This is a genomic window from Cellulosimicrobium sp. G4 BAM 1002 (assembly GCF_057126935.1).
Genome location: NZ_CP182109.1, coordinates 2660080 through 2678625 on the forward strand (window position 1 = coordinate 2660080; position 18546 = coordinate 2678625).

The 18546-nt window shown below is 73.8% G+C and carries 18 protein-coding genes and 2 tRNA genes; 10 read left to right on the forward strand and 10 right to left on the reverse strand.

The window, feature by feature from the left end:
• The first annotated feature begins 33 nt into the window (after nucleotides 1-33).
• The 4 genes from ACMXGY_RS12045 (at nucleotide 34) to ACMXGY_RS12060 (ending at nucleotide 2641) form a co-directional block, all read left to right on the forward strand.
• Nucleotides 34-399, forward strand: a complete 366-nt coding sequence (locus tag ACMXGY_RS12045) for a DUF2255 family protein (protein ID WP_483773231.1) — start codon at nucleotides 34-36, stop codon at nucleotides 397-399.
• Between the two features lie 34 nt (nucleotides 400-433).
• Nucleotides 434-1420, forward strand: coding sequence for an aldo/keto reductase (locus ACMXGY_RS12050; RefSeq protein ID WP_483773232.1), 987 nt, complete (start codon nucleotides 434-436; stop codon nucleotides 1418-1420).
• Nucleotides 1421-1481: 61 nt separating this feature from the next.
• Nucleotides 1482-2336, forward strand: coding sequence for an SDR family oxidoreductase (locus ACMXGY_RS12055; protein ID WP_483773233.1), 855 nt, complete (start codon nucleotides 1482-1484; stop codon nucleotides 2334-2336).
• 50 nt (nucleotides 2337-2386) lie between these two features.
• A complete protein-coding gene (locus ACMXGY_RS12060; RefSeq protein ID WP_483773234.1) occupies nucleotides 2387-2641 on the forward strand; it encodes a DUF6480 family protein in 255 nt (84 codons plus the stop codon).
• Here the strand turns inward: ACMXGY_RS12060 and ACMXGY_RS12065 are convergent.
• Genes ACMXGY_RS12065 through ACMXGY_RS12075 form a run of 3 tightly spaced genes read right to left on the reverse strand, consistent with a single transcriptional unit; the run spans nucleotide 2617 to nucleotide 5293 of the window.
• Nucleotides 2617-3957, reverse strand: a complete 1341-nt coding sequence (locus ACMXGY_RS12065) for a UDP-glucose dehydrogenase family protein (RefSeq protein WP_483773235.1) — start codon at nucleotides 3955-3957, stop codon at nucleotides 2617-2619. The genes ACMXGY_RS12060 and ACMXGY_RS12065 overlap by 25 nt on opposite strands.
• Complete coding sequence (locus ACMXGY_RS12070; protein ID WP_483773236.1) at nucleotides 3954-5009, reverse strand: NAD-dependent epimerase/dehydratase family protein; 1056 nt, start codon at nucleotides 5007-5009, stop codon at nucleotides 3954-3956. The genes ACMXGY_RS12065 and ACMXGY_RS12070 overlap by 4 nt, the downstream gene beginning before the upstream one ends.
• The gene (locus ACMXGY_RS12075) at nucleotides 5006-5293 is read right to left on the reverse strand and encodes a hypothetical protein (RefSeq protein WP_483773237.1); all 288 of its coding nucleotides are present in this window, start codon (nucleotides 5291-5293) and stop codon (nucleotides 5006-5008) included. The genes ACMXGY_RS12070 and ACMXGY_RS12075 overlap by 4 nt, the downstream gene beginning before the upstream one ends.
• A gap of 215 nt (nucleotides 5294-5508) precedes the next feature.
• Here ACMXGY_RS12075 and ACMXGY_RS12080 point away from each other — a divergent pair, with 215 nt between their 5' ends.
• Complete coding sequence (locus ACMXGY_RS12080; RefSeq protein WP_483773238.1) at nucleotides 5509-6858, forward strand: APC family permease; 1350 nt, start codon at nucleotides 5509-5511, stop codon at nucleotides 6856-6858.
• A 42-nt stretch (nucleotides 6859-6900) separates the two neighbouring features.
• Here the strand turns inward: ACMXGY_RS12080 and ACMXGY_RS12085 are convergent, their stop codons facing one another.
• Complete coding sequence (locus tag ACMXGY_RS12085) at nucleotides 6901-8004, reverse strand: LacI family DNA-binding transcriptional regulator (RefSeq protein WP_483773239.1); 1104 nt, start codon at nucleotides 8002-8004, stop codon at nucleotides 6901-6903.
• A 78-nt stretch (nucleotides 8005-8082) separates the two neighbouring features.
• On the opposite strand from ACMXGY_RS12085, the gene ACMXGY_RS12090 reads away from it, so the two are divergent.
• Genes ACMXGY_RS12090 through ACMXGY_RS12105 form a run of 4 tightly spaced genes read left to right on the forward strand, consistent with a single transcriptional unit; the run spans nucleotide 8083 to nucleotide 11935 of the window.
• Nucleotides 8083-8826 carry a glutamine amidotransferase gene (locus ACMXGY_RS12090; RefSeq protein WP_483773240.1) on the forward strand — a complete coding sequence of 248 codons (744 nt, stop codon included), beginning with the start codon at nucleotides 8083-8085 and terminating at the stop codon, nucleotides 8824-8826.
• Complete coding sequence (locus tag ACMXGY_RS12095; protein WP_483776858.1) at nucleotides 8826-9746, forward strand: ribokinase; 921 nt, start codon at nucleotides 8826-8828, stop codon at nucleotides 9744-9746. Before ACMXGY_RS12090 ends, ACMXGY_RS12095 begins: the two co-directional genes overlap by 1 nt.
• A gap of 36 nt (nucleotides 9747-9782) precedes the next feature.
• Entirely contained in the window at nucleotides 9783-10889 is a 1107-nt protein-coding gene (locus ACMXGY_RS12100) for a DMT family transporter (protein ID WP_483773241.1), read from the forward strand.
• Nucleotides 10886-11935, forward strand: a complete 1050-nt coding sequence (locus tag ACMXGY_RS12105) for a phosphotriesterase family protein (RefSeq protein WP_483773242.1) — start codon at nucleotides 10886-10888, stop codon at nucleotides 11933-11935. Before ACMXGY_RS12100 ends, ACMXGY_RS12105 begins: the two co-directional genes overlap by 4 nt.
• Nucleotides 11936-11997: 62 nt before the next feature.
• Here the strand turns inward: ACMXGY_RS12105 and ACMXGY_RS12110 are convergent, their stop codons facing one another.
• The 6 genes from ACMXGY_RS12110 to ACMXGY_RS12135 all read right to left on the reverse strand — a co-directional run bounded on the left by ACMXGY_RS12110 (nucleotide 11998) and on the right by ACMXGY_RS12135 (nucleotide 17053).
• Entirely contained in the window at nucleotides 11998-13257 is a 1260-nt protein-coding gene (locus tag ACMXGY_RS12110; RefSeq protein WP_483773243.1) for an enterochelin esterase domain-containing protein, read from the reverse strand.
• Between the two features lie 68 nt (nucleotides 13258-13325).
• Nucleotides 13326-14783, reverse strand: coding sequence for a ThuA domain-containing protein (locus ACMXGY_RS12115; protein ID WP_483773244.1), 1458 nt, complete (start codon nucleotides 14781-14783; stop codon nucleotides 13326-13328).
• A 514-nt stretch (nucleotides 14784-15297) separates the two neighbouring features.
• The gene (locus ACMXGY_RS12120; protein ID WP_483776859.1) at nucleotides 15298-16470 is read right to left on the reverse strand and encodes an RtcB family protein; all 1173 of its coding nucleotides are present in this window, start codon (nucleotides 16468-16470) and stop codon (nucleotides 15298-15300) included.
• A gap of 122 nt (nucleotides 16471-16592) precedes the next feature.
• Nucleotides 16593-16665 (reverse strand) — tRNA-Arg (locus ACMXGY_RS12125).
• 43 nt (nucleotides 16666-16708) lie between these two features.
• A tRNA-Arg gene (locus ACMXGY_RS12130) sits at nucleotides 16709-16780 on the reverse strand.
• A 141-nt stretch (nucleotides 16781-16921) separates the two neighbouring features.
• Entirely contained in the window at nucleotides 16922-17053 is a 132-nt protein-coding gene (locus tag ACMXGY_RS12135; protein ID WP_483773245.1) for a hypothetical protein, read from the reverse strand.
• Nucleotides 17054-17444: 391 nt separating this feature from the next.
• On the opposite strand from ACMXGY_RS12135, the gene ACMXGY_RS12140 reads away from it, so the two are divergent.
• The gene (locus tag ACMXGY_RS12140) at nucleotides 17445-18269 is read left to right on the forward strand and encodes a metal-dependent hydrolase (protein ID WP_483773246.1); all 825 of its coding nucleotides are present in this window, start codon (nucleotides 17445-17447) and stop codon (nucleotides 18267-18269) included.
• The last annotated feature ends 277 nt before the right edge of the window (nucleotides 18270-18546 follow it).

Genomic DNA, 18546 nt, shown 5'->3' on the forward strand with positions numbered 1-18546 from the left:
ACACCGCGTCGACCCCTTTCGAGGAGACATCTCATGGCTGCCTGGACCCCGGCCGACCTGGCCGCGATCGACCGCGACGGCGAGCTGCGCGTCGCCGCCCACCGCCCCGACGGCACGCTCCGCACGCCCCGCATCGTGTGGCACGTCGTCGTCGACGACGCCCTGTACATCCGCTCGGTCCGCGGGCAGGACGGCGCCTGGTACCGCGGTGTGCAGAAGACCTCCACCGGGGCCGTCGACTCCGGTGGCGTGCTGGCCGAGGTCACCTTCACGCCCGACGACTCCCGCGACGGCGCGATCGACGCCGCCTACCGCGCCAAGTACGGCAACGGTTCGGCCGTCGACCACATCACCGCGCCCACCGCGCGCGCCACGACCCTGCGCGTCGACCCCCGCTGACGCCGCCCCGCCCCCAACCCCCCGGAGAGACACCATGCACAACCGCACGCTCGGACAGGGACTGCAGGTCTCGGCGATCGGACTCGGCGCCATGGGCATGTCCATGTCCTACGGACCCAACCCCGGCACGCGCGACGACATGATCGCCGTCCTGCGCGGCGCCGTCGAGCACGGCGTCACGTTCGTCGACACCGCCGAGGTCTACGGCCCCTACGTCAACGAGGAGCTCGTCGGCGAGGCGCTCGCCCCGCTGCGCGACCGGGTCGTCGTCGCCACCAAGTTCGGCTGGGACATCCAGGACGGGCGGATGGCGGGCCTCGACAGCCGCCCCGAGCAGATCCGCCGGGTCGCCGACGCCTCCTTGCAGCGTCTGCGCACCGACAGGATCGACCTGTTCTACCAGCACCGCGTCGACCCGGACGTCCCGATCGAGGAGGTGGCCGGCGCCGTCGGCGAGCTCGTCCAGGCGGGCAAGGTCGCACACTTCGGCCTCTCCGAGGCGGGCGCCGCGACCATCCGGCGCGCGCACGCCGTCTTCCCCGTGACCGCGGTGCAGAGCGAGTACTCGCTGTGGACGCGCGACCCCGAGCCCGAGGTGCTGCCCACGCTCGCCGAGCTCGGCATCGGGTTCGTCCCGTTCAGCCCGCTCGGCAAGGGCTTCCTCACCGGGACGGTCTCGCCGGCCACGACGTTCGCCGAGGGCGACATCCGCACCACGATCCCCCGCTTCAGCGAGGAGAACCGTGCCGTGAACCAGCGTCTGGTCGACGAGGTCCGGGCGCTGGCGCAGGCCAAGGGCGTCACGTCCGGGCAGGTCGCGCTCGCCTGGCTGCTCGCCCAGCAGCCCTGGATCGTCCCGATCCCCGGCACCCGCCGGATCGAGCGCGTCGCCGAGAACGCCGGCGCCGCCACGGTGCCGCTGTCCGCCGACGAGGTAGCAGGGCTGAACGCGCTCACCACCACCGTGCCCGTCCACGGCGACCGGTACGACGGCGCCGGCATGCGCATGGTCGGGCGCTAGGACCGACGGCACGGGAGCCGCCCGGGATGCGTGGGAGGGCGACCGCTCCGAGGGTGGGAGCATGTCCGCAACCGACCTCGACCCGCGCTCGGCGGAACCCGCCGATGCGCATCCTGCGGATGCTCCGGCGCGTCCGGTCGCCCTCGTGACCGGGTCGGAGTCCGGCATCGGGCGCGCGACCGCCGTCGCGCTCGCGGCGGGCGGCTTCGACCTCGGCCTGTGCTGGTACGCCGACGAGGACGACGCCGAGGAGACGGCGCGGCAGGTCCGCGACGAGGGCGCGACCGCCGTGACGCGCCGGGTCGACGTCACCGAGCTCGACGCCCTCGCGCCGGCCGTCGACGCCCTCGCCGCCGAGCTCGGCCGCGTGGACGCGCTCGTCAACGTCGCGGGGACGGGCACGGCGACGCCCTTCCTCGACCTCGACCTCGCGACGTGGCGCGAGGTCCTGACGACGGACCTCGACGGCCCGTTCGTGCTGACCCAGGCCGCGGCCCGGCACATGGTCGCGGGGGGCCGCGGCGGGCGCGTGGTCAACGTGACGAGCGTGCACGAGCACGCGCCGCGCGTGGGCGCCGCGCCGTACTGCGCGGCCAAGGGTGGCCTCGGTCTGCTGACGCAGGTCGCCGCGCTCGAGCTCGCAGAGCACGGCATCACCGTCAACGCGGTCGCACCCGGCGAGATCGCGACGGCGATGACGGGCCAGGAGGACGAGGACCCGCACTCCGAGCACCGCCCCGGCGTCCCGCTCGGACGGCCCGGCGACGCACGCGAGGTCGCCGCCGTGGTCGCGTTCCTCTGCGGCCCGAGCGCGACGTACGTCACCGGGGCGTCGTGGGCCGTCGACGGCGGGATGCTCCGCATGGGCCCGATGGCGGGCTCGCACCTGACCTCGGACGACTGGCGTCGTCCCTAGGAACCCACGATCCCGTACGACCTCGCACGACCGACGAGAGGAACAGCACCGTGACGGACCCGAGCTCGCCCGACCCCGACCCGCAGGCCAGCTCGGGACGTTCCCCCGCTGCCGACTTCTCGGCAAGCGGGAACGTCCAGCCCGGGGAGACGCCACCGGCCGAGGACCAGGTGAGCGCCCCCCAGGGGCACGACGAGCACGGTCCGCACCGCGCGGTGCCGTGGGTGTGGATCGGCGTCATCGGTGCGGTGGCCGTGCTCACCGCGCTGCTCTTCGTCGGCTACGCGGTCGGGCTGCTCGACTGAGGACGGGCGTCGCGGACGGCGGCGACGCCGAGCGAGCGCACGTCCCACCCGGCCGAGCGCCACCGCTCCGGGTCGACGCCGTTGCGCGCGTCCACCAGCCGGCGCGCGCCGACGACGCCCGCGAGAGCGTCCGGGTCGAGATCGCGGTACTCGTCCCACTCGGTCGCGAGCACGACGACGTCGGCGCCGGTCGCCGCCTCCCGTACGTCCGCCGCGTAGCCGAGCTCGGGCGCCACGGCCTGCGCCAGCGCGAGAGCCTGGGGGTCCGTGACCACGACGGCGGCCCCGTCGGCCGCGAGCGCCCGGGCGAGCGCGAGCGCCGGGGAGCTGCGGACGTCGTCGCTGTCGGGCTTGAACGCGGCGCCGAGGACCGCGACCCGGTGACCGACGAGAGCGCCGCCGCAGGCAGCCCGCACGAGCTCCACGGTCCGCTCCCGGCAGCGCTCGTTGATCGCGTCGACCTCGTCGAGGAACGACACGGCCCGGCCGACCCCGAGCTCGCGCGCCCGGGCCGAGAAGGCGCGGATGTCCTTGGGCAGGCACCCACCGCCGAACCCCAGCCCGACCCCGAGGTACTCCCCGCCGATCCGGCGGTCGAGCGCCATCGTGCCGACGAGCGCGACCGCGTCTCCCCCGGCCGCCTCGCACACCTCCGCCATGGCGTTGGCGAACGAGATCTTCGTCGCGAGGAACGCGTTGGCCGCCACCTTGGCGAGCTCCGCCGTCGCGAGGTCCGTCACGACGCGCGGCACGCCGTCGGCGAGGAGGCTCGCGTAGACGGCGTCGAGGCGGGCGACGAGGGCGTCGCCGTCGCCGGGCACGCCGTAGACGAGCCGGTCAGGGTGCAGGGTGTCGGCGACGGCGTGCCCCTCCCGCAGGAACTCGGGGTTCCACGCGAGCCCGACGCCGTCGGGCAGGTCGGCCGCGAGGCGTGCGGCCGTCCCCACCGGGACGGTCGACTTGCCCACCACCGCCGTGCCGGGCCGCAGGTGCGGGCGCAGCGCGGCGAGAGAGGCGTCGAGCTGCTGCAGGTCGGCCCCGCCGCTGCCCGCCGACTGCGGGGTCCCGACGCACAGGAAGTGGACCTCCGCCTCGGCGGCGGCCGCGGGGTCGGTCGAGAAGCGCAGCGAGCCGGCGGCGTCCCGGTCGCCCAGGAGGGCCGTGAGGCCGGGCTCGAAGAACGGCGCGCGCCCCTCCGCGAGCGCATCCACCCTGGCGCGGTCGACGTCGATGCCCACGACGTCGTGGCCGAGGTGCGCCATCGCCGCGGCGTGGACCGCGCCCAGGTAGCCGCAGCCGTGCACGGAGATCCTCATGGCCGCACCCCTGTCCCGGACGCGCCCGCCGCCGCCTCGGCTGCTCCGGCGCCGACGGGGACGGTCCCGGCGCGCCCGGCCTCCTCGCGGAACCACGCGACGGTGCGCGCGAGCCCCTCCGGCCACGGCGTGCGCGCGCGCCATCCCAGGGTCCGCTCGGCGAGGCCGGTGTCCGGCCTGCGGCGCCGCGGGTCGTCCTCGGGGAGGTCGACGTGCACGACGCCGGCGTCGCTCCCCGTGGCGGCCAGGACGTCCTCCGCGATCCGGGCGACGGTGAGCTCGGTCGCGTTGCCCAGGTTCACCGGGCCGGGCTCGGCCGACCGCGCGAAGGCCAGGATCCCGTCCACGAGGTCGTCGACGTAGCACACGGAGCGTGTCTGCGACCCGTCGCCCGCGATGGTGAGCGGCTCGCCCGCGAGCGCCTGCCGCACGAACGTGGGGACCATGCGCCCGTCGTGACCCCGCATGCGCGGTCCGTAGGTGTTGAAGATGCGGACGATCCCGGCGTCGACGCCGCGGCTGCGCCGGTACGCCGCCGTGGTGGCCTCCGCGAACCGCTTGGCCTCGTCGTAGACGCTGCGGGGCCCGACCGGGTTGACGTGGCCCCAGTAGTCCTCGCGCTGCGGGTGCACCTCGGGGTCGCCGTACACCTCGGACGTCGAGGCGAGGACGAACCGCGCCCCGGCCCCCGCGGCGAGCTCGAGGCCGTGCCGGGTGCCCGCGGAGCCGGCCAGCAGCGTCTCGAGCGGGAGCCGCAGGTAGTCGGCGGGCGAGGCGGGCGAGGCGAGGTGGAGGACGAGGTCCACGCGGTCGGCGTCGGGCACGTCGAGACCCGCCGAGACGTCAGCCTCGAGGAACCGGAACAGCGGTTCGTCGTCCAGGGCCGCGAGGTTGCGCGCGTCACCGGTCGAGAGGTCGTCGACGCACACCACCTCGGCGCCCGAGGCGACGAGTGCCTCGCACACGTGGCTGCCGACGAAGCCCGCTCCGCCCAGCACGACGGCGCGGCGCACCCAGCCCTTGGTCACCACGCCGCTCTCCGGCGCGCTCACCGGCGCACCAGCTTGAAGAAGGTGCTGCCGCCCCCTCCCGAGCGCTGGGCCTGGTACAGGAAGGCCAGGCCCTCGGCGTCGAACTTGTCGAACCACGTCTCCCACGAGACGTGCTCGAGCTCGTCCTCCCCGGCGCCGCCCGGGAAGTCGAGCCGCAGCACACCGGCCTCGTCGGCGCCGCTCTCGGTGCCGCGCACGCTCGCCGGCGTACCGCCGTTCTCCTCGACCCAGGAACGGATCTCGTCGTGGTCGGTCGTCGTCCTCGTCTCCGACGTGTCAGCCATGGTCGCCTCCGGAAGACCACGCGACGTCGACCCGGGGCGCGCAGCCCCGGCCGGTCGGTCGCGCTCGTGCGACGGGCTCGCTGCTGGACCCGGGATCTTCACGCTCGCACGGGTCCCGGACGCACGCATGCGGTGCTCCTGCGAGATGCTCCGGCGGGCGACCGGCCGCGACCGGACACCGGGCGAGCGAACCGGGTCGATGTCACCGTATGCCGATGAGCGCGAGCACCACGTCTGACCAGCGGTCCACCGAGCCCGACACGAAGCTGTCCCGGTCGGTCGGCGGCCGGCTCCTCTACCTGTTCATCCTCGGCGACGTCCTGGGCGCAGGCGTCTACGCCCTGGTCGGCGAGATGGCCGGCGAGGTCGGCGGCGCGGTCTGGCTGCCGCTGCTCGTCGCGCTCGGGCTGGCGCTCCTCACCGCCGGCTCCTACGCCGAGCTGGTCACCAAGTACCCGCGCGCCGGGGGCGCCGCGGTGTTCGCCGACCGCGCGTTCCGCTCGCCGCTCGTGTCGTTCCTCGTGGGCTTCTCCATGCTCGCCGCGGGCGTCACGAGCGCGGCAGGGCTCTCGCTCGCGTTCGCGGGCGACTACTTCGCGACGTTCGTCGACGCCCCCGACCGGCTCGTCGCGGTGATCTTCCTCGCGGCCGTCGCCGCACTCAACGCGCGGGGCATCAAGGAGTCGCTCCGCGCGAACGTCGCCATGACCGCCGTCGAGCTCTCCGGTCTGGTCCTCGTGGTCGTGCTGGCCGCGGTCGTCCTCGGCCGGGGTGACGGGTCCCCGGAGCGGGTCACGCAGTTCACCGAGGGCACGACGCCGGCGCTCGCCGTCCTGGCCGCCGCGATCCTCGCGTACTACTCGTTCGTCGGGTTCGAGACCTCGGCGAACCTCGCCGAGGAGGTGCGCGACGTCCGGCGGACGTACCCGCGCGCGCTGTTCGGCGCGCTCGTCACGGCCGGGGTCGTGTACGTGGCGGTCGGGGTGGCCGCGGTCGTCGTCGTGGACCCGGAGACGCTCGCCGGCTCGTCGGGCCCGCTCCTCGAGGTCGTCGACGCGGAGGGTTCCGTCCCTGCCTGGGTGTTCTCCCTCGTCGCTCTCGTCGCGGTGGCCAACGGTGCCCTGCTGACGATGATCATGGCGAGCCGGCTCGCGTACGGCATGGCGGAGCAGGGGCTCCTGCCGTCGACTCTCGGTCGGGTGCTGCCACGCCGCCGGACCCCGTGGGTCGCCATCGTCGTGACGACGGCGGTCGCGATGGGCCTCGTCTTCACCGGTGACGTCGCGGGCCTCGCCGAGACCGTCGTCCTGCTCCTCCTGCTGGTCTTCGCCTCGACGAACGTCGCGGTGCTCGTCCTGCGGCGCGACCAGGTGGACCAGCCGCACTTCCGCGTGGCGACCGTGGTGCCGGTGCTCGGCGTCGCGTCGTGCGTGCTCCTGCTGACCCAGCAGGACGGCGCCACGTGGCTGCGGGCCGGGGCGCTCCTCGCGGTCGGCGTCGTGCTCTACGTCGTGATGCGCTGGACCGGTGGCACCCGGCGGGATCGGGCCTCTGCCGGGGCATGACGGCCGGTCCGGCGTCGCCGACCGGGTCAGGTCCGCAGGGCGTCAGGGGGCCGCGACCCGCGACACCGACCCCCGGACGACGAGATGGAGCGGGAGCACGGTGCGCGCGGGCGCACCCGTGCGGGGACCGAGGCCCGACATCGAGCGCTCGATCGCATCGGTCGCGGCGAGCGCGAGCGCCGCGACGGGCTGCTCGAGGGTCGTGAGCTTGGGCCGGAGCCACTGGCCGACGCGGATGCCGTCGCACCCCACGACCGAGAGGTCGTCAGGGATGGAGATCCCGTGCAGCTCCGCTGCCCCGAGCATGCCGACGGCGACGATGTCGCTGCCGACGAACACGGCCGTCGGGGCGCTGCCGGGCCGCGTGAGGTAGGGGAACGTCGAGGCGCCGAACTGCTCGGTGTAGGGGCCGTGGCGCACGAGGTCGGGGTCCACGTCGAGCCCGGCGTCGTGCATCGCGTCGACGTACCCGCGCAGCCGGTCCTGCGTCGTGGAGAGCTCGGCGGGACCAGCGACGTGCGCGATGCGGCGGTGCCCCTGCTGCACGAGGTAGCTCGTCGCCTGGTAGGCGCCGCCGTAGTTGTCCACGGTGATCGTCTCGACCGGCAGGTCGAGGTCGATCTCCTCGTCGATGACGACGACGGGCAGCCCGTCCGCGACGGCGCGTGCGAGCCGGTCGTCGGTCCGGGACATCCCCACGTAGACGACGCCCCCGAGCGACCCGTCGCTCGCGAGGAGCTGCCCGAGGCCTGACTCCGCGTCGCCGTGCCGCGTCGACAGGGCGACGACGAGCGGGATCCTCCGGTCGCCCGCGAGGCGCGCCATCTCCTCGGCGAGGGCGGTGAAGAACGGGTTGACGAAGTCCGGGACGACGAGAGCGACGACCCCGGCGCGGCGCTCGCCCTCGCGCGCGGCCGGCGCGGGGACGACGTACCCCACCTCACGCACGGCGGCATCGATGCGCGCCGCCGTCTCCGGCTGCACGTTGAGCTGCCCGCGCAGGTAGCGCGAGGCGGTCGAGGCCGACACGCCGGCACGTTGCGCAACACGCGTGAGCGTCATGGCTCTCCTCCAGCGGTTCGCGTCCCAGATCCCCTGCACCCTACCGGCTGTTCGCTGGGCAGGCGGTGTTGACAGGCCGAACATCTCCACCCTACGGTCTTGCGCAACAACACACAACGTTGCGCAAAGTCGTCGCGCGACCTGATTCGCAAGGAGGCCGGGATGAGCCGGGTTCTGCTCGCCGGGGAGTCGTGGATCAACGCGACCACCGACTACAAGGGGTACGACGCGTTCCCCCACGCCCAGCTCGAGATCGGGTGCGCGCGCCTGCTCGAGGCGCTGGCCGCCGAGGGCCACGAGGTCACGCACCTGCCCTCGCACCTCGTCGCCGAGGAGTTCCCCTCCACGCTCGACGAGCTCGACGCCTACGACGTCGTGATCCTGTCCGACATCGGCGCGAACTCGCTCCTGCTGCCGCCCGTCGTCTTCTCCCAGGGCCGCCCGTTCCCGAACCGGCTCAAGCTCCTCGCCGAGTGGGTGCGCCGCGGCGGCGGCCTCATGATGGCCGGCGGCTACCTCAGCTTCCAGGGATTCCAGGCCAAGGCGAACTACCACGGCACCGCTGTCGAGGCCGTCCTGCCCGTCGAGATCCTCCCGTACGACGACCGCGAGGAGACGCCCGAGGGCATCGGCGGGACACGCACCGACGTCGAGCACCCCGTCACCGCGGGTCTCGACCACGAGTGGCCGATCCTGCTCGGCTACCAGCGCCTCACCGCCAAGCCCGACGCGACCGTGCTCGCGACCATCGAGGGCCGCCCGCTCGTCGCCGTCCGCACCGAGGGCAAGGGCCGCACGCTCGCGTTCGCCTCCGACATCTCCCCCCACTGGGCCCCGCGCGAGTTCATGGACTGGGCCGGGTACGGCCCGCTGTTCGGCCAGGCCGTCACGTGGCTCGCGGGCTGATGACGCCCGAGGTGGTGGTCGTCGGCAGCCTGAACATGGATCTCCGGCTGACCGTCGACCGCCTGCCCCGCTCGGGCGAGACCGTCAGCGCGACCGGTCTCGTCCGCTCCCCCGGCGGCAAGGGCGCCAACCAGGCCGTCGCGGCCGCCCGGCTCGGGCGGCGCGTCGCCATGGTCGGCGCCGTCGGTGACGACGACGACGGCCGCGCGATCCGCCGCCGCCTCGCCGTCGAGGGCCTCGTCCTCGACGGTCTCGCGACCGTGGACCGGCCCACCGGCGTCGCCGTCGTGCTCTGGGAGCAGCCCGAGTCGACGATCGTCATCGAGCCCGGCGCGAACGCCGTCGTGGACGAGTCGTTCGTCGCCGAGCGCGCCGACCTCGTCACCGACGCGGCGGCGGTCCTGTGCCAGTACGAGACGCCGCTCGGCGCCCTGCGCGCCGTCGCGGCTACCGCGACGGGCACGACCGTCCTCAACCCCGCGCCCGCCGTCCCGCTGCCCGCCGACCTGCGAGCCCGGTTCCGCGTGCTCGTCCCCAACCGGTTCGAGCTCGCGACCCTCGTCGGCGCGGCAGCGGAGCCAGCCGGCGAGGACGAGGTGCGCGCCATGGTGCGAGCGCTCGAGCACCCCGGCGACGTCGTCGTCACCCTCGGGGCGGACGGCGCGCTCGTCGTCCCCGCGGGCCGCGCACCCGTCACCGTCCCGGCCCTGCGCGTCGACGCCGTCGACACGACCGCCGCCGGCGACTCGTTCTGCGCGGCCCTCACCGACGGCCTGCTCCACGGCGGCGACCTCGTCGAGTCCGCCCGCTGGGCGGCGCGCGTCGCCGCCTCCACCACCACCCGCCACGGCGCCGTCGACTCCCTGCCGCGCGCCACCGACCTGGCCCCCGAGGGCACCAGGATTCCGCTCCACAGCTAAGTCCGACGTACCGTCGGAGGAAGGCACGGTCACGCAATGAAGCACACCACGCCGGCACACACCGGTTCCCCGTCCGGCACTCAGGGAGGTGCTCTGAACTCGTCAGCCCGCCGCAGCAGGGTCAAGGACACGGCGACCGCCCTGCTCGTCGTCGCGACCGTCCTCGCGGGGGCCCTCGGCCCCATGCAGGCGGCCGTCAACGGCCAGCTCGGCAAGACGATCGGCGACGGGCACGCCGCCGCGCTCATCTCGTTCGGGACCGGCCTGGTCCTCATGTTCGTCGTCGTGTTCGCCCGTCCCGCCACGCGGCGCGAGGCGCTCGCGATCCCCGGCCTGATCCGCTCGCGCACCATCCCGTGGTGGAACTACCTCGCGGGCCTGTGCGGCGCCGTCATCGTCCTCTCGGAGGGCGTGACGGTCGGCGTGCTCGGCGTCGCGACGTTCCAGATCTCGCTCATCTCCGGTCTCGTGATCTCGGGCGTCATCTGCGACCGCCTCGGCGTCACGGCGTCGGTCAAGCAGCCGCTCACCACGACGCGCCTCCTCGGCGCCGCGCTCGCCATCGCCGCGACCGTCGTCGTCATCTCGCCGAGCTTCTCCGTGCCGCACACGATCGTCCTCGCGATCATGCCGTTCGTGGGCGGCCTGCTCGCGGGCTGGCAGCCCGCCGGGAACGCGGCCGTCGCCGACGTCACCGGGTCGATGCTCGTCTCGATCGGCTGGAACTTCCTCGTGGGCTTCACCGCCCTGCTGATCGCCTACCTCGTGCGCGCGGCCGTGGGCGGCGTCGACTTCCAGCTCCCGAGCGAGTGGTGGATGTACCTCGGCGGTCCCCTCGGGCTGCTGTCCATCGCGCTCATGGCCCTGCTCGTGCGTGGCCTGGGCCTGCTGCTCCTCGGCCTCGCCTCCGTCGCGGGCCAGCTCGTCGGCTCGCTCCTCCTCGACGCCGCGATCCCTGCGCTCGGGCACACCGTCCACGTCGCGACGGTGATCGGCACCGTCATCGCGCTCGTGGCCGCCGGGATCGGCATGATCCCCTCGGGCAAGGCGGCCCATCCCGACGAGCCGGACGCCGGGGAGTCCGAGGACGCCGTCGCCGCGGCGGTCGCGGGCGGCGAGGCGGGCGAGGCGAGCGGGCGATGAGCGTGACGCCCGCCGGGTACGTCCAGACCGTCACCGGCCGCGCCGCGGCCGGGGACCTCGGGCTGACGCTCCCGCACGAGCACCTGTTCAACGACCTGTCGGGCGTGCTCGACCCGCCGAGCTACCGCTTCTCGGAGGCGGTCGTGGCGGCGCCGGTGTCGGCGTCGGTCGCCTGGGCGCTGCGCCAGGACCCGTACTGCTGCGCGGACAACATCGCCGACAAGCCGGTCGCCGCGGTGGCGGCGGAGCTCGAGAGCTTCGCCGCGCTCGGCGGTCGCACGATCGTCGACGCGACGTCGAGCGCGGCGATCGGGCGCAACCCCGAGCGGCTCGCCGAGGTCGCGCGCCGCACGGGCCTGCACGTGGTCGCGGGCTGTGGCGCGTACCTCGAGAAGTTCGAGGGCGACCGCATCGCCGCCGCAGCCGTGGACGCCCAGGCGTCCGCGATCGTCGCCGAGCTCGTCGACGGCATCGGCGGGACCGGTGTGCGGCCCGGCATCATCGGGGAGATCGGCGTCTCGCCGTCGTTCACGCCCGGCGAGGCCGCGTCGCTGCGCGCGGCGGCCCTCGCGCAGCGCGAGCACCCGCAGGTCGCCCTCCAGGTGCACCTGCCCGGGTGGCAGCGCCGCGCGCACGAGGTGCTCGACGTCGTGCTCGACGAGGTGGGCGTACGACCCGAGAAGGTCGTGCTGTGCCACATGGACCCGTCGGCGGACGACGCGGACTACCAGCGCTCGGTGGCCGAGCGCGGCGTCTGGCTCGAGTTCGACATGGTCGGCATGGACATCACCTTCCCGAAGGAGGGCGTCTCCCCCGACCCGCACACGACCGCCGCCGCGGTGCACCGGCTCGTGGAGGAGGGCCACGCGAGCCAGGTGCTGCTCAGCCACGACGTGTTCCTCAAGCAGATGTGGGTCCAGCACGGCGGCAACGGCTTCGCGTACGTCCCGACGGTCTTCACGGAGATGCTCGCCGCACGCGGCGTCCCGCGCGACGTCCTCGCCCGCCTGACCCACGACAACCCGGTGGCCATGCTCACCGCGTGACGGGCAGCCGCCCGCGCCTGCCCCGGCCCGGTCCCGACGCTCGTCGTCGGGGCCGGGCCGTGCTACGTCCGGGGTGGGTGCAGGTGCCGCAGCGCGTCGGCGATCCCGCCGCGCCAGCACGCGTAGTCGTGCCCCCCGTCGAACTCGCGGTACCGCACGTCGCACCCGGCCGCCCGCAGACGGTCGACGGCGTCCGGGTGCGCCGGCTGCAGCACCCACTCGTGCCGGCCGACCTCGACCCATGCCCGCGTCCCGGCGAGCGCTCCCGGCGCGATGCCGGCGCTCGGGTCCGCCTGCCACAGCGACGCCGACTGACTGACGGCCGCACCGACCCGGTCGGGGTGCGCGACGAGCGTGCGCAGCGCCGTGAGGGCGCCCAACGACTGGCCGGCGACGCCGACCGCGTCGCGGCCAGGCTGCACCGCGTACTCGGCGCGCACCCAGTCCAGGAGGTCGTGCGCGAGGTAGGCGTCGACCGTGCCGGCGCCGTCGAGCTCGGCCCAGCGCTGCTCGCGCGAGCCGGCGTCCAGCAGGACCGCACGCAGCGGCCGCACGGCCTCCTCGTGATGGAGGTTGTCGAGCGTCGTCGCGAGGTCCTGCGGCCCGGACCACACGTCGCCGTCGAGCACGAGCAGCACGTCCGTGGCCGTCCCGCCCCTCGTCCCGGCGAAACCCGCGGGCTCGTACACCCACGCACGCCGGCCACCGGGCGCCGTCCGCTCGGTCACGGTGCCGCAGGCGACGCCCGCGCGCGGGGCCAGGTACGGCTGCGGCGGGGCGTCGGGCAGTTCCACGACGGACTGCGTCCTGCCGTCGTGGTTGCGGCACGTGCGCGGGTTGAGCGGGTCGGGCCGCCCGAGGACGTCGAGCGCCCGCCGCAGCGCCGCCTGGTCGGGCGCCTCCCACGGCGGTGCGCCGATCGCCCGGTGGGCGAGGACCGCGTACGAGGCGCGCCACGTCGTCGGCATCCGGTACGACAGGTGCCAGACGTCCGTGCCGGGCACGCGCTCCATGAGGCTGTCGGCGAGGTTCCGCTCGTCCGTGAGCCGGTTCGCGAACAGCAGGACCTCGCGGGCGTCCGCGTCACGCCAGACGAACGTCGCGACCACCTCGCCGGGGGCCACCCTCTCGACCACCGGCGAGGCGCTCGCGACGTCCGCCCAGAACCGCTCGAGCACCCCGGCCCGGCCGTGCGACGTCGTCGCGGCGAGCTCGGACCCGAGCCGCTCGATCACCGGTCCGACGACGCGCGGCGCCCGGGTGGGTCGCCGCACCTTGGGCGGGGTGCGGCGCGGCGGCTCGGGTTCGGGGGTCGAGGTCACGGGAAGACTCCTTCGGTGCGCAGGCAGGGTATCGCCCGCAGGGCGAGGCCCTGCCTGCGCACGTCCGGTCAGTCGGTCCCGGGATAGGCGACCACGACCTCCTCGGTGACCGTCCCGCCGTCGCGCTCGGCCGACACCGTGACGGTGACCTCGCCCGCCGGCACCTCGACGAGGCGCGTCGCGAACGACTGGTACGCGTTCGCGCCGCTCGCCACCGCCGCGTAGGACCGCTCTCCGAACGGCGTGGCGATCGTCACGTCGACCGCGGTGTCCTCGGCGTTGGTGACGCGGACCGCGAGGTACTGCTTGCCCGCGAGGGCACGCAGCTGCGCGTCCACGCTGACGTCGAGCTCGGGAGCGGACCCGGCGAGCGCGGACTGCCAGTCGACGAGGTCGTCGATCTTCGTCCCGAGGAACTCCTGGTCGCCCGCACCCTCGGTCAGGTCGCCGACCAGGTCGCGCGCGTCGCCCAGGGAGGCGACGGCGGCGGCGTGGTCACCGGCGTCGGCGAAGCCCTGCGCCTCGTCCAGCAGGCCGGAGATCGCCTCGACGGTGGCGAGGTCACCCGCGGCGGACGTGTCCAGACCGGCGACGATCCCGTCGACCTCGGGGAAGGTCACGCAGTTGCCGCCACCCTCGACGAGGCCCGCGGTCCACTCGACGCCCGCGAGGACGTGCTGCAGGAACAGGGGGTCGGTCCAGGACGCGTCGGTGTGCCCGGCGCCCTCGTACCAGGAGCGTCCACCCTCGAAGTTGTGGCACCACGAGATGGGGTGGTCCTCACCCATGGCGTTGTTCCCGGGCGAGTAGGTCGACTCGTCGAGCGTGATGAGCACGTGCACGTCCTCGCGCGGGTTGGTCGAGTAGTTGTACCACTCGTCGAACCGCTCCCAGACGGCCGGCAGGTGCGCCGTCGACGGGTGGGCCGGGCTCTCGACGCGCATCGTGGCGGTCTGCTGCGCCGGGTGGCTGACGAACCGCGCACCGCCGCCCGTGAGCTCGCTGTACCAGGGGACGGTGTGCATCGTGTCGGTCGCGGCGTGCAGGCCGACGAACCCTCCGCCACCGCGGATGTAGCCCTGGAACGCCGCCAGCTCGGCGTCGTCGAGGAGGCGCGGTGTCGCCGGGTTCAGCGAGTTCGTGTTGTCGACGGGCGAGGCGAAGACGATCGTCGCGTACTGCGACAGGTTCTCGGTGCTCGTGAACGGCGTCGAGTCCATCGTCAGGTCGGGCTGGCCCGGCGAGCCGCTCCCCCACCAGCCGCCCGACGTGTTCGGCGGGTCCCACACGTCGACGGTGAAGCCGTTCTGCTCACCGAGACCGATGAGCGCCCGCGTCGTGTCGTCGATGTGCGAGTGACGGAACCCGAGCGTCTCGCCCACCACGAGGATCTTGTAGTCGTCGGCAGCCAGGTCGTCGGCGACCGCTGCCGGGGCGGCCGCTCCGAGCGCGGCGACGGCCGCGACGGGCAGCGTGATGGCGGCGGCAGTCGCTCGCCTGATCGTCTTGCCGTTGAACAAATCCATGCCTGGTTCTCCCTCGTCGTCGAGAGCACGGGACCGGTCGTCCTGCTTCGGCTCCGACCGGAGCGGTGCGCACTCCTGCGTGCGTGACGTCGGCGGCTGCCGATGCTGCGAGTTTTGGCGGTCACCTACCAAAAGTCAAGTATTCAACGACATTTCCCAGAACCTACCTCCCTGCCCCGCCCGGCAGGGCCACGTGCGGCCGAGGTAGAACCGTGGTCGCGCGAGGTAGAACCCTGGTCTGCCGAGGTAGAACCCTGGTCGCGCGAGGTAGAACCGTGGTCGTGTCCGACGGCGCGTGGTCGGGTTAGGTGTCGGGGTGGGTGGGGGCGCCGCGTCTACCATCCGCCGCTCGTTCCTCGCGGCTCCCGCCAGGCCCGACCACGACGCGGCGCCCCCACCCACCCCTCCCGGCATCACCTCGCCCTGGTCATCGGTGGCCTGACCAGGGTTCTACCTCGGCGGACCACGGTTCTCTCTCCGAGGACCGGGTTCCGCTTCGGCGGTCGGCCCCAGGTCAGCCCTTGACGCAGAGGAGCGTCGTGAGCCGGGCGACGACCTCGACGAGGTCGGACTGCGCACGGATGACCTCGTCGAGGTCCTTGTACGCGCCCGGGATCTCGTCGAGCACCCCGGCATCCTTGCGGCACTCGACACCCGCCGTCTGGGCGGCGAGGTCGTCGAGCGTGAAGGTCTTCTTCGCCTTCGTGCGCGACATGCGACGCCCCGCGCCGTGCGACGCGGACCAGTACGACTCGGGGTTCCCCAGGCCGCGCACGATGTAGGAGCCCGTGCCCATCGACCCCGGGATGAGGCCGAGGTCGCCCTTGCCGGCCCGGATCGCGCCCTTGCGCGTGACGACGAGCTCCTGCCCGTCGACGTACTCGACCGCGACGTAGTTGTGGTGCACGTTCACGGCCTCGTCGAACACGATCTCGCGCCCGGGGAACGAGGCGCGCACGGCGTCGACCACGAGCGTCATCATGACCGCGCGCGAGCGCGCCGCGTACTCCTGCGCCCACCACAGGTCGGCGAGGTACGCGTCCATCTCCGGCGTGCCGCCGAGGAACACCGCGAGCTCGCGGTCGACGAGCCCCTGGTTGTGCTCGAGGCGCTTCGCGACGGCGACGTGCTGCTCGGCGAGGGTCTTGCCGATGTTGCGCGACCCCGAGTGCAGCTGGAGCCACACAGAACCGGACCCGTCCACGCACAGCTCGACGAAGTGGTTTCCTCCGCCGAGCGTTCCGAGCTGGCGGCGGGCACGCCCCTCGATGTCCGACACGCGGCCGTGCAGGGCGCCGAAGCGCGACCAGAACGCGTCGGCGCCTCGCGCCACCTCGGCAGGGCCGTTCCCGGAGATCGAGCGCAGGCGGTGCGGGTCGACCGCGTCGTCGTGCGCGTGGAACCCGACGGGGATGGCGGCCTCGATGCGCGCACGGACCGGTCCGAGGTCGTCGGGCAGGTCCTCCGCCGTGAGCGACGTCCGGACGCCGATCATGCCGCAGCCGATGTCGACCCCGACCGCGTTCGGCGACACGGCGTCGCGCATGGCGATGACCGATCCGACCGTCGCGCCCTTGCCGAGGTGGACGTCGGGCATGACGCGCACGCCCTCGACCCACGGCAGCGCGGCGATGTTGCGCAGCTGCTGCAGGGCCGCCGGCTCGACGGCGTGCTCGTGCGCCCACATGAGGGTCGGCGCCTTGGCGCCGGACAGCGGGACGGGGAACGCGTGGGCCTCGGCGCTCACGGTGGTGACCTCCTCGGGTCGTTCTTCTGATCATGACGCCGCCCCGGGCGGGACGGCGACGGTGCGCGCGGGAGGACTCGAACCCCCGCCGCCCGGCTCCGGAAGCCGGCGCTCTGTCCGCTGAGCTACGCGCGCTGGTGCTCCTTAACGTCGAGCAGACGGGACGCGAACGCCCAGGTGCCTTCGGAGGGAGTCGAACCCCCGTCTCCGCTTCCGTAGAGCGGCGTCGTGTCCGTTGGACCACGAAGGCAGCACATTTCCGGACCGCACGCGAACAATGCACGCGGTCGGGCGGACGGCAGGAATGCGGCCGAGAATGCGCCTACGGCTCGGCGCACAAAAAAAGCCGCCCCGGCGCAATCCCGGGACGGCCTGTCGATCGACGCTGAGGTCAGACGACAAGACCGCCGGGGTCGCCGGCAAGGTAGAGGAACACGCTGAGATTCACCACGAACAGCACGTCATGCCGCTGCCCGCGGGGCAGCACGGGACGTCGCCGGTCCTGCGTGAAGGTCTCGCGCACAGCACTGCTCCTCTCGATCGCGTCACGGCCACGCACCGGAATGTCGTGGACCGAGGAAGACCGTACGCGCATTCCTGGACGCGCACAACCCCTTTTGTGAATTCGCCGGAAACAGGCTCGCAACTTCACCGCCACGCTCACCCGGACGACGCACGTCCGCGCCTCGCAGCACGCCACCGTTCGTACCGGCACAAGCGGTGGGCGGCCGGCCGCCCGGCGTCGTCAAGGCCACTGCTTGGCACACTATTCGCCCACGGACGTCCCGAGCTGCCCGGCCGAGCGCGGCGAGAGCATGCTGTCGGCGGCACCCGGTAAGGTTCCGGACGTTCCGGACACACCTCCCGACGTCGACTCACCGTGCGGCGGGCCGACGACAGGAGACCCCGCCGCCATGATGGGTGCCAACCACGCCGCGACCGGTGCGGCAGCCTGGATCGCGGTGACGTCGACCGCACCCTTCGCCCTGGGCTGGCACCCCCTCACGTCTGTCGGCGTGATGACGGGAGCCGTCGTGTGCGCCGGCGCCGCGCTGCTCCCCGACGCGGACCACCACAACGGCACGTTCGCGCACTCGCTGCCGCCCGTGAGCGAGTGGGTGTCCGACGCCGTCGAGGCGATCTCCGGAGGCCATCGCCAGGGCACGCACTCGTTCCTCGGGATCGCGGTGTTCACCGCGCTCGCCTGGGCGGCGGGGCTCGTCACGGTGGAGACCGAGTCGTTCGGCACGGTGTACGTCGGCGCCGGCGTGCTGGCGGTCCTCCTCGTCGCGCTCGCTCTCAAGGCGCTCAAGCTGACGCGTGGCGGCAAGCTCGCACCGTGGCTCACGTCGCTCACGATCGCCGCGCTCGTGGCGCTCTTCTCGCCCGAGGAGTGGAACTGGCTCCCCGTCGCCGTCGGCATCGGGGTGAGCGTGCACATCCTCGGTGACGTCCTCACGACGAACGGAGCGCCCCTGCTCTGGCCCGTCAAGCTCCGCTCGCCGCGCTGGGTGCGTCGGTCGTTCCTCGTCGACGACGTGTGGCGACCGGGTGGCAGCTTCGCCCTCCCGCTGCTCGGTGACACCGGGTCGGTGCGGGAGTGGATCCTCGCGACGGCCGTCGGTCTCTACGCGACGGTCGGGTTCGTGTGGGCGGCGCTCGACCAGATGGGATTCGACACGTACGGCACGTACGAGCGCGTCACGACGGCCGTCGGCGGGCTCCTCGCCGGCGCCTGAGCGCACCCGCTGCGACCGACCCGAGACCCGGCCCCCACTGCCCCGCCACGCCCGCCTGGTAATTCCCTTGCCCGGCCGGCGCGGCCACTGGCAGGGTCTGACCCGAAGCCGCCCGCGCCGTCGGGCACCGGAGGAGAGGAGGAACGCCGTGAGCTGGAGCATCCACGCCCGCGTGTCCACCACCCCCGGGAGCGCCGACCGCCGCTGAGCGGTCCGGCACCTTCGCCGCCGCCCGTCCTCGACGACGGGCGCCTGCGCGCTCCCCTCCCTGAGGAGC

Coding starts and splice junctions, on each gene's coding strand:
- ACMXGY_RS12045 (WP_483773231.1), top strand. CDS start 34: ATGGCTGCCTGGACCCCGGCCGACCTGGCCGCGATCGACCGCGACGGC.
- ACMXGY_RS12050 (WP_483773232.1), top strand. CDS start 434: ATGCACAACCGCACGCTCGGACAGGGACTGCAGGTCTCGGCGATCGGA.
- ACMXGY_RS12055 (WP_483773233.1), top strand. CDS start 1,482: ATGTCCGCAACCGACCTCGACCCGCGCTCGGCGGAACCCGCCGATGCG.
- ACMXGY_RS12065 (WP_483773235.1), bottom strand. CDS start 3,957: ATGAGGATCTCCGTGCACGGCTGCGGCTACCTGGGCGCGGTCCACGCC.
- ACMXGY_RS12075 (WP_483773237.1), bottom strand. CDS start 5,293: ATGGCTGACACGTCGGAGACGAGGACGACGACCGACCACGACGAGATC.
- ACMXGY_RS12080 (WP_483773238.1), top strand. CDS start 5,509: ATGAGCGCGAGCACCACGTCTGACCAGCGGTCCACCGAGCCCGACACG.
- ACMXGY_RS12085 (WP_483773239.1), bottom strand. CDS start 8,004: ATGTTCGGCCTGTCAACACCGCCTGCCCAGCGAACAGCCGGTAGGGTG.
- ACMXGY_RS12090 (WP_483773240.1), top strand. CDS start 8,083: ATGAGCCGGGTTCTGCTCGCCGGGGAGTCGTGGATCAACGCGACCACC.
- ACMXGY_RS12095 (WP_483776858.1), top strand. CDS start 8,826: ATGACGCCCGAGGTGGTGGTCGTCGGCAGCCTGAACATGGATCTCCGG.
- ACMXGY_RS12100 (WP_483773241.1), top strand. CDS start 9,783: ATGAAGCACACCACGCCGGCACACACCGGTTCCCCGTCCGGCACTCAG.
- ACMXGY_RS12105 (WP_483773242.1), top strand. CDS start 10,886: ATGAGCGTGACGCCCGCCGGGTACGTCCAGACCGTCACCGGCCGCGCC.
- ACMXGY_RS12115 (WP_483773244.1), bottom strand. CDS start 14,783: ATGGATTTGTTCAACGGCAAGACGATCAGGCGAGCGACTGCCGCCGCC.
- ACMXGY_RS12120 (WP_483776859.1), bottom strand. CDS start 16,470: ATGTGGGCGCACGAGCACGCCGTCGAGCCGGCGGCCCTGCAGCAGCTG.
- ACMXGY_RS12140 (WP_483773246.1), top strand. CDS start 17,445: ATGATGGGTGCCAACCACGCCGCGACCGGTGCGGCAGCCTGGATCGCG.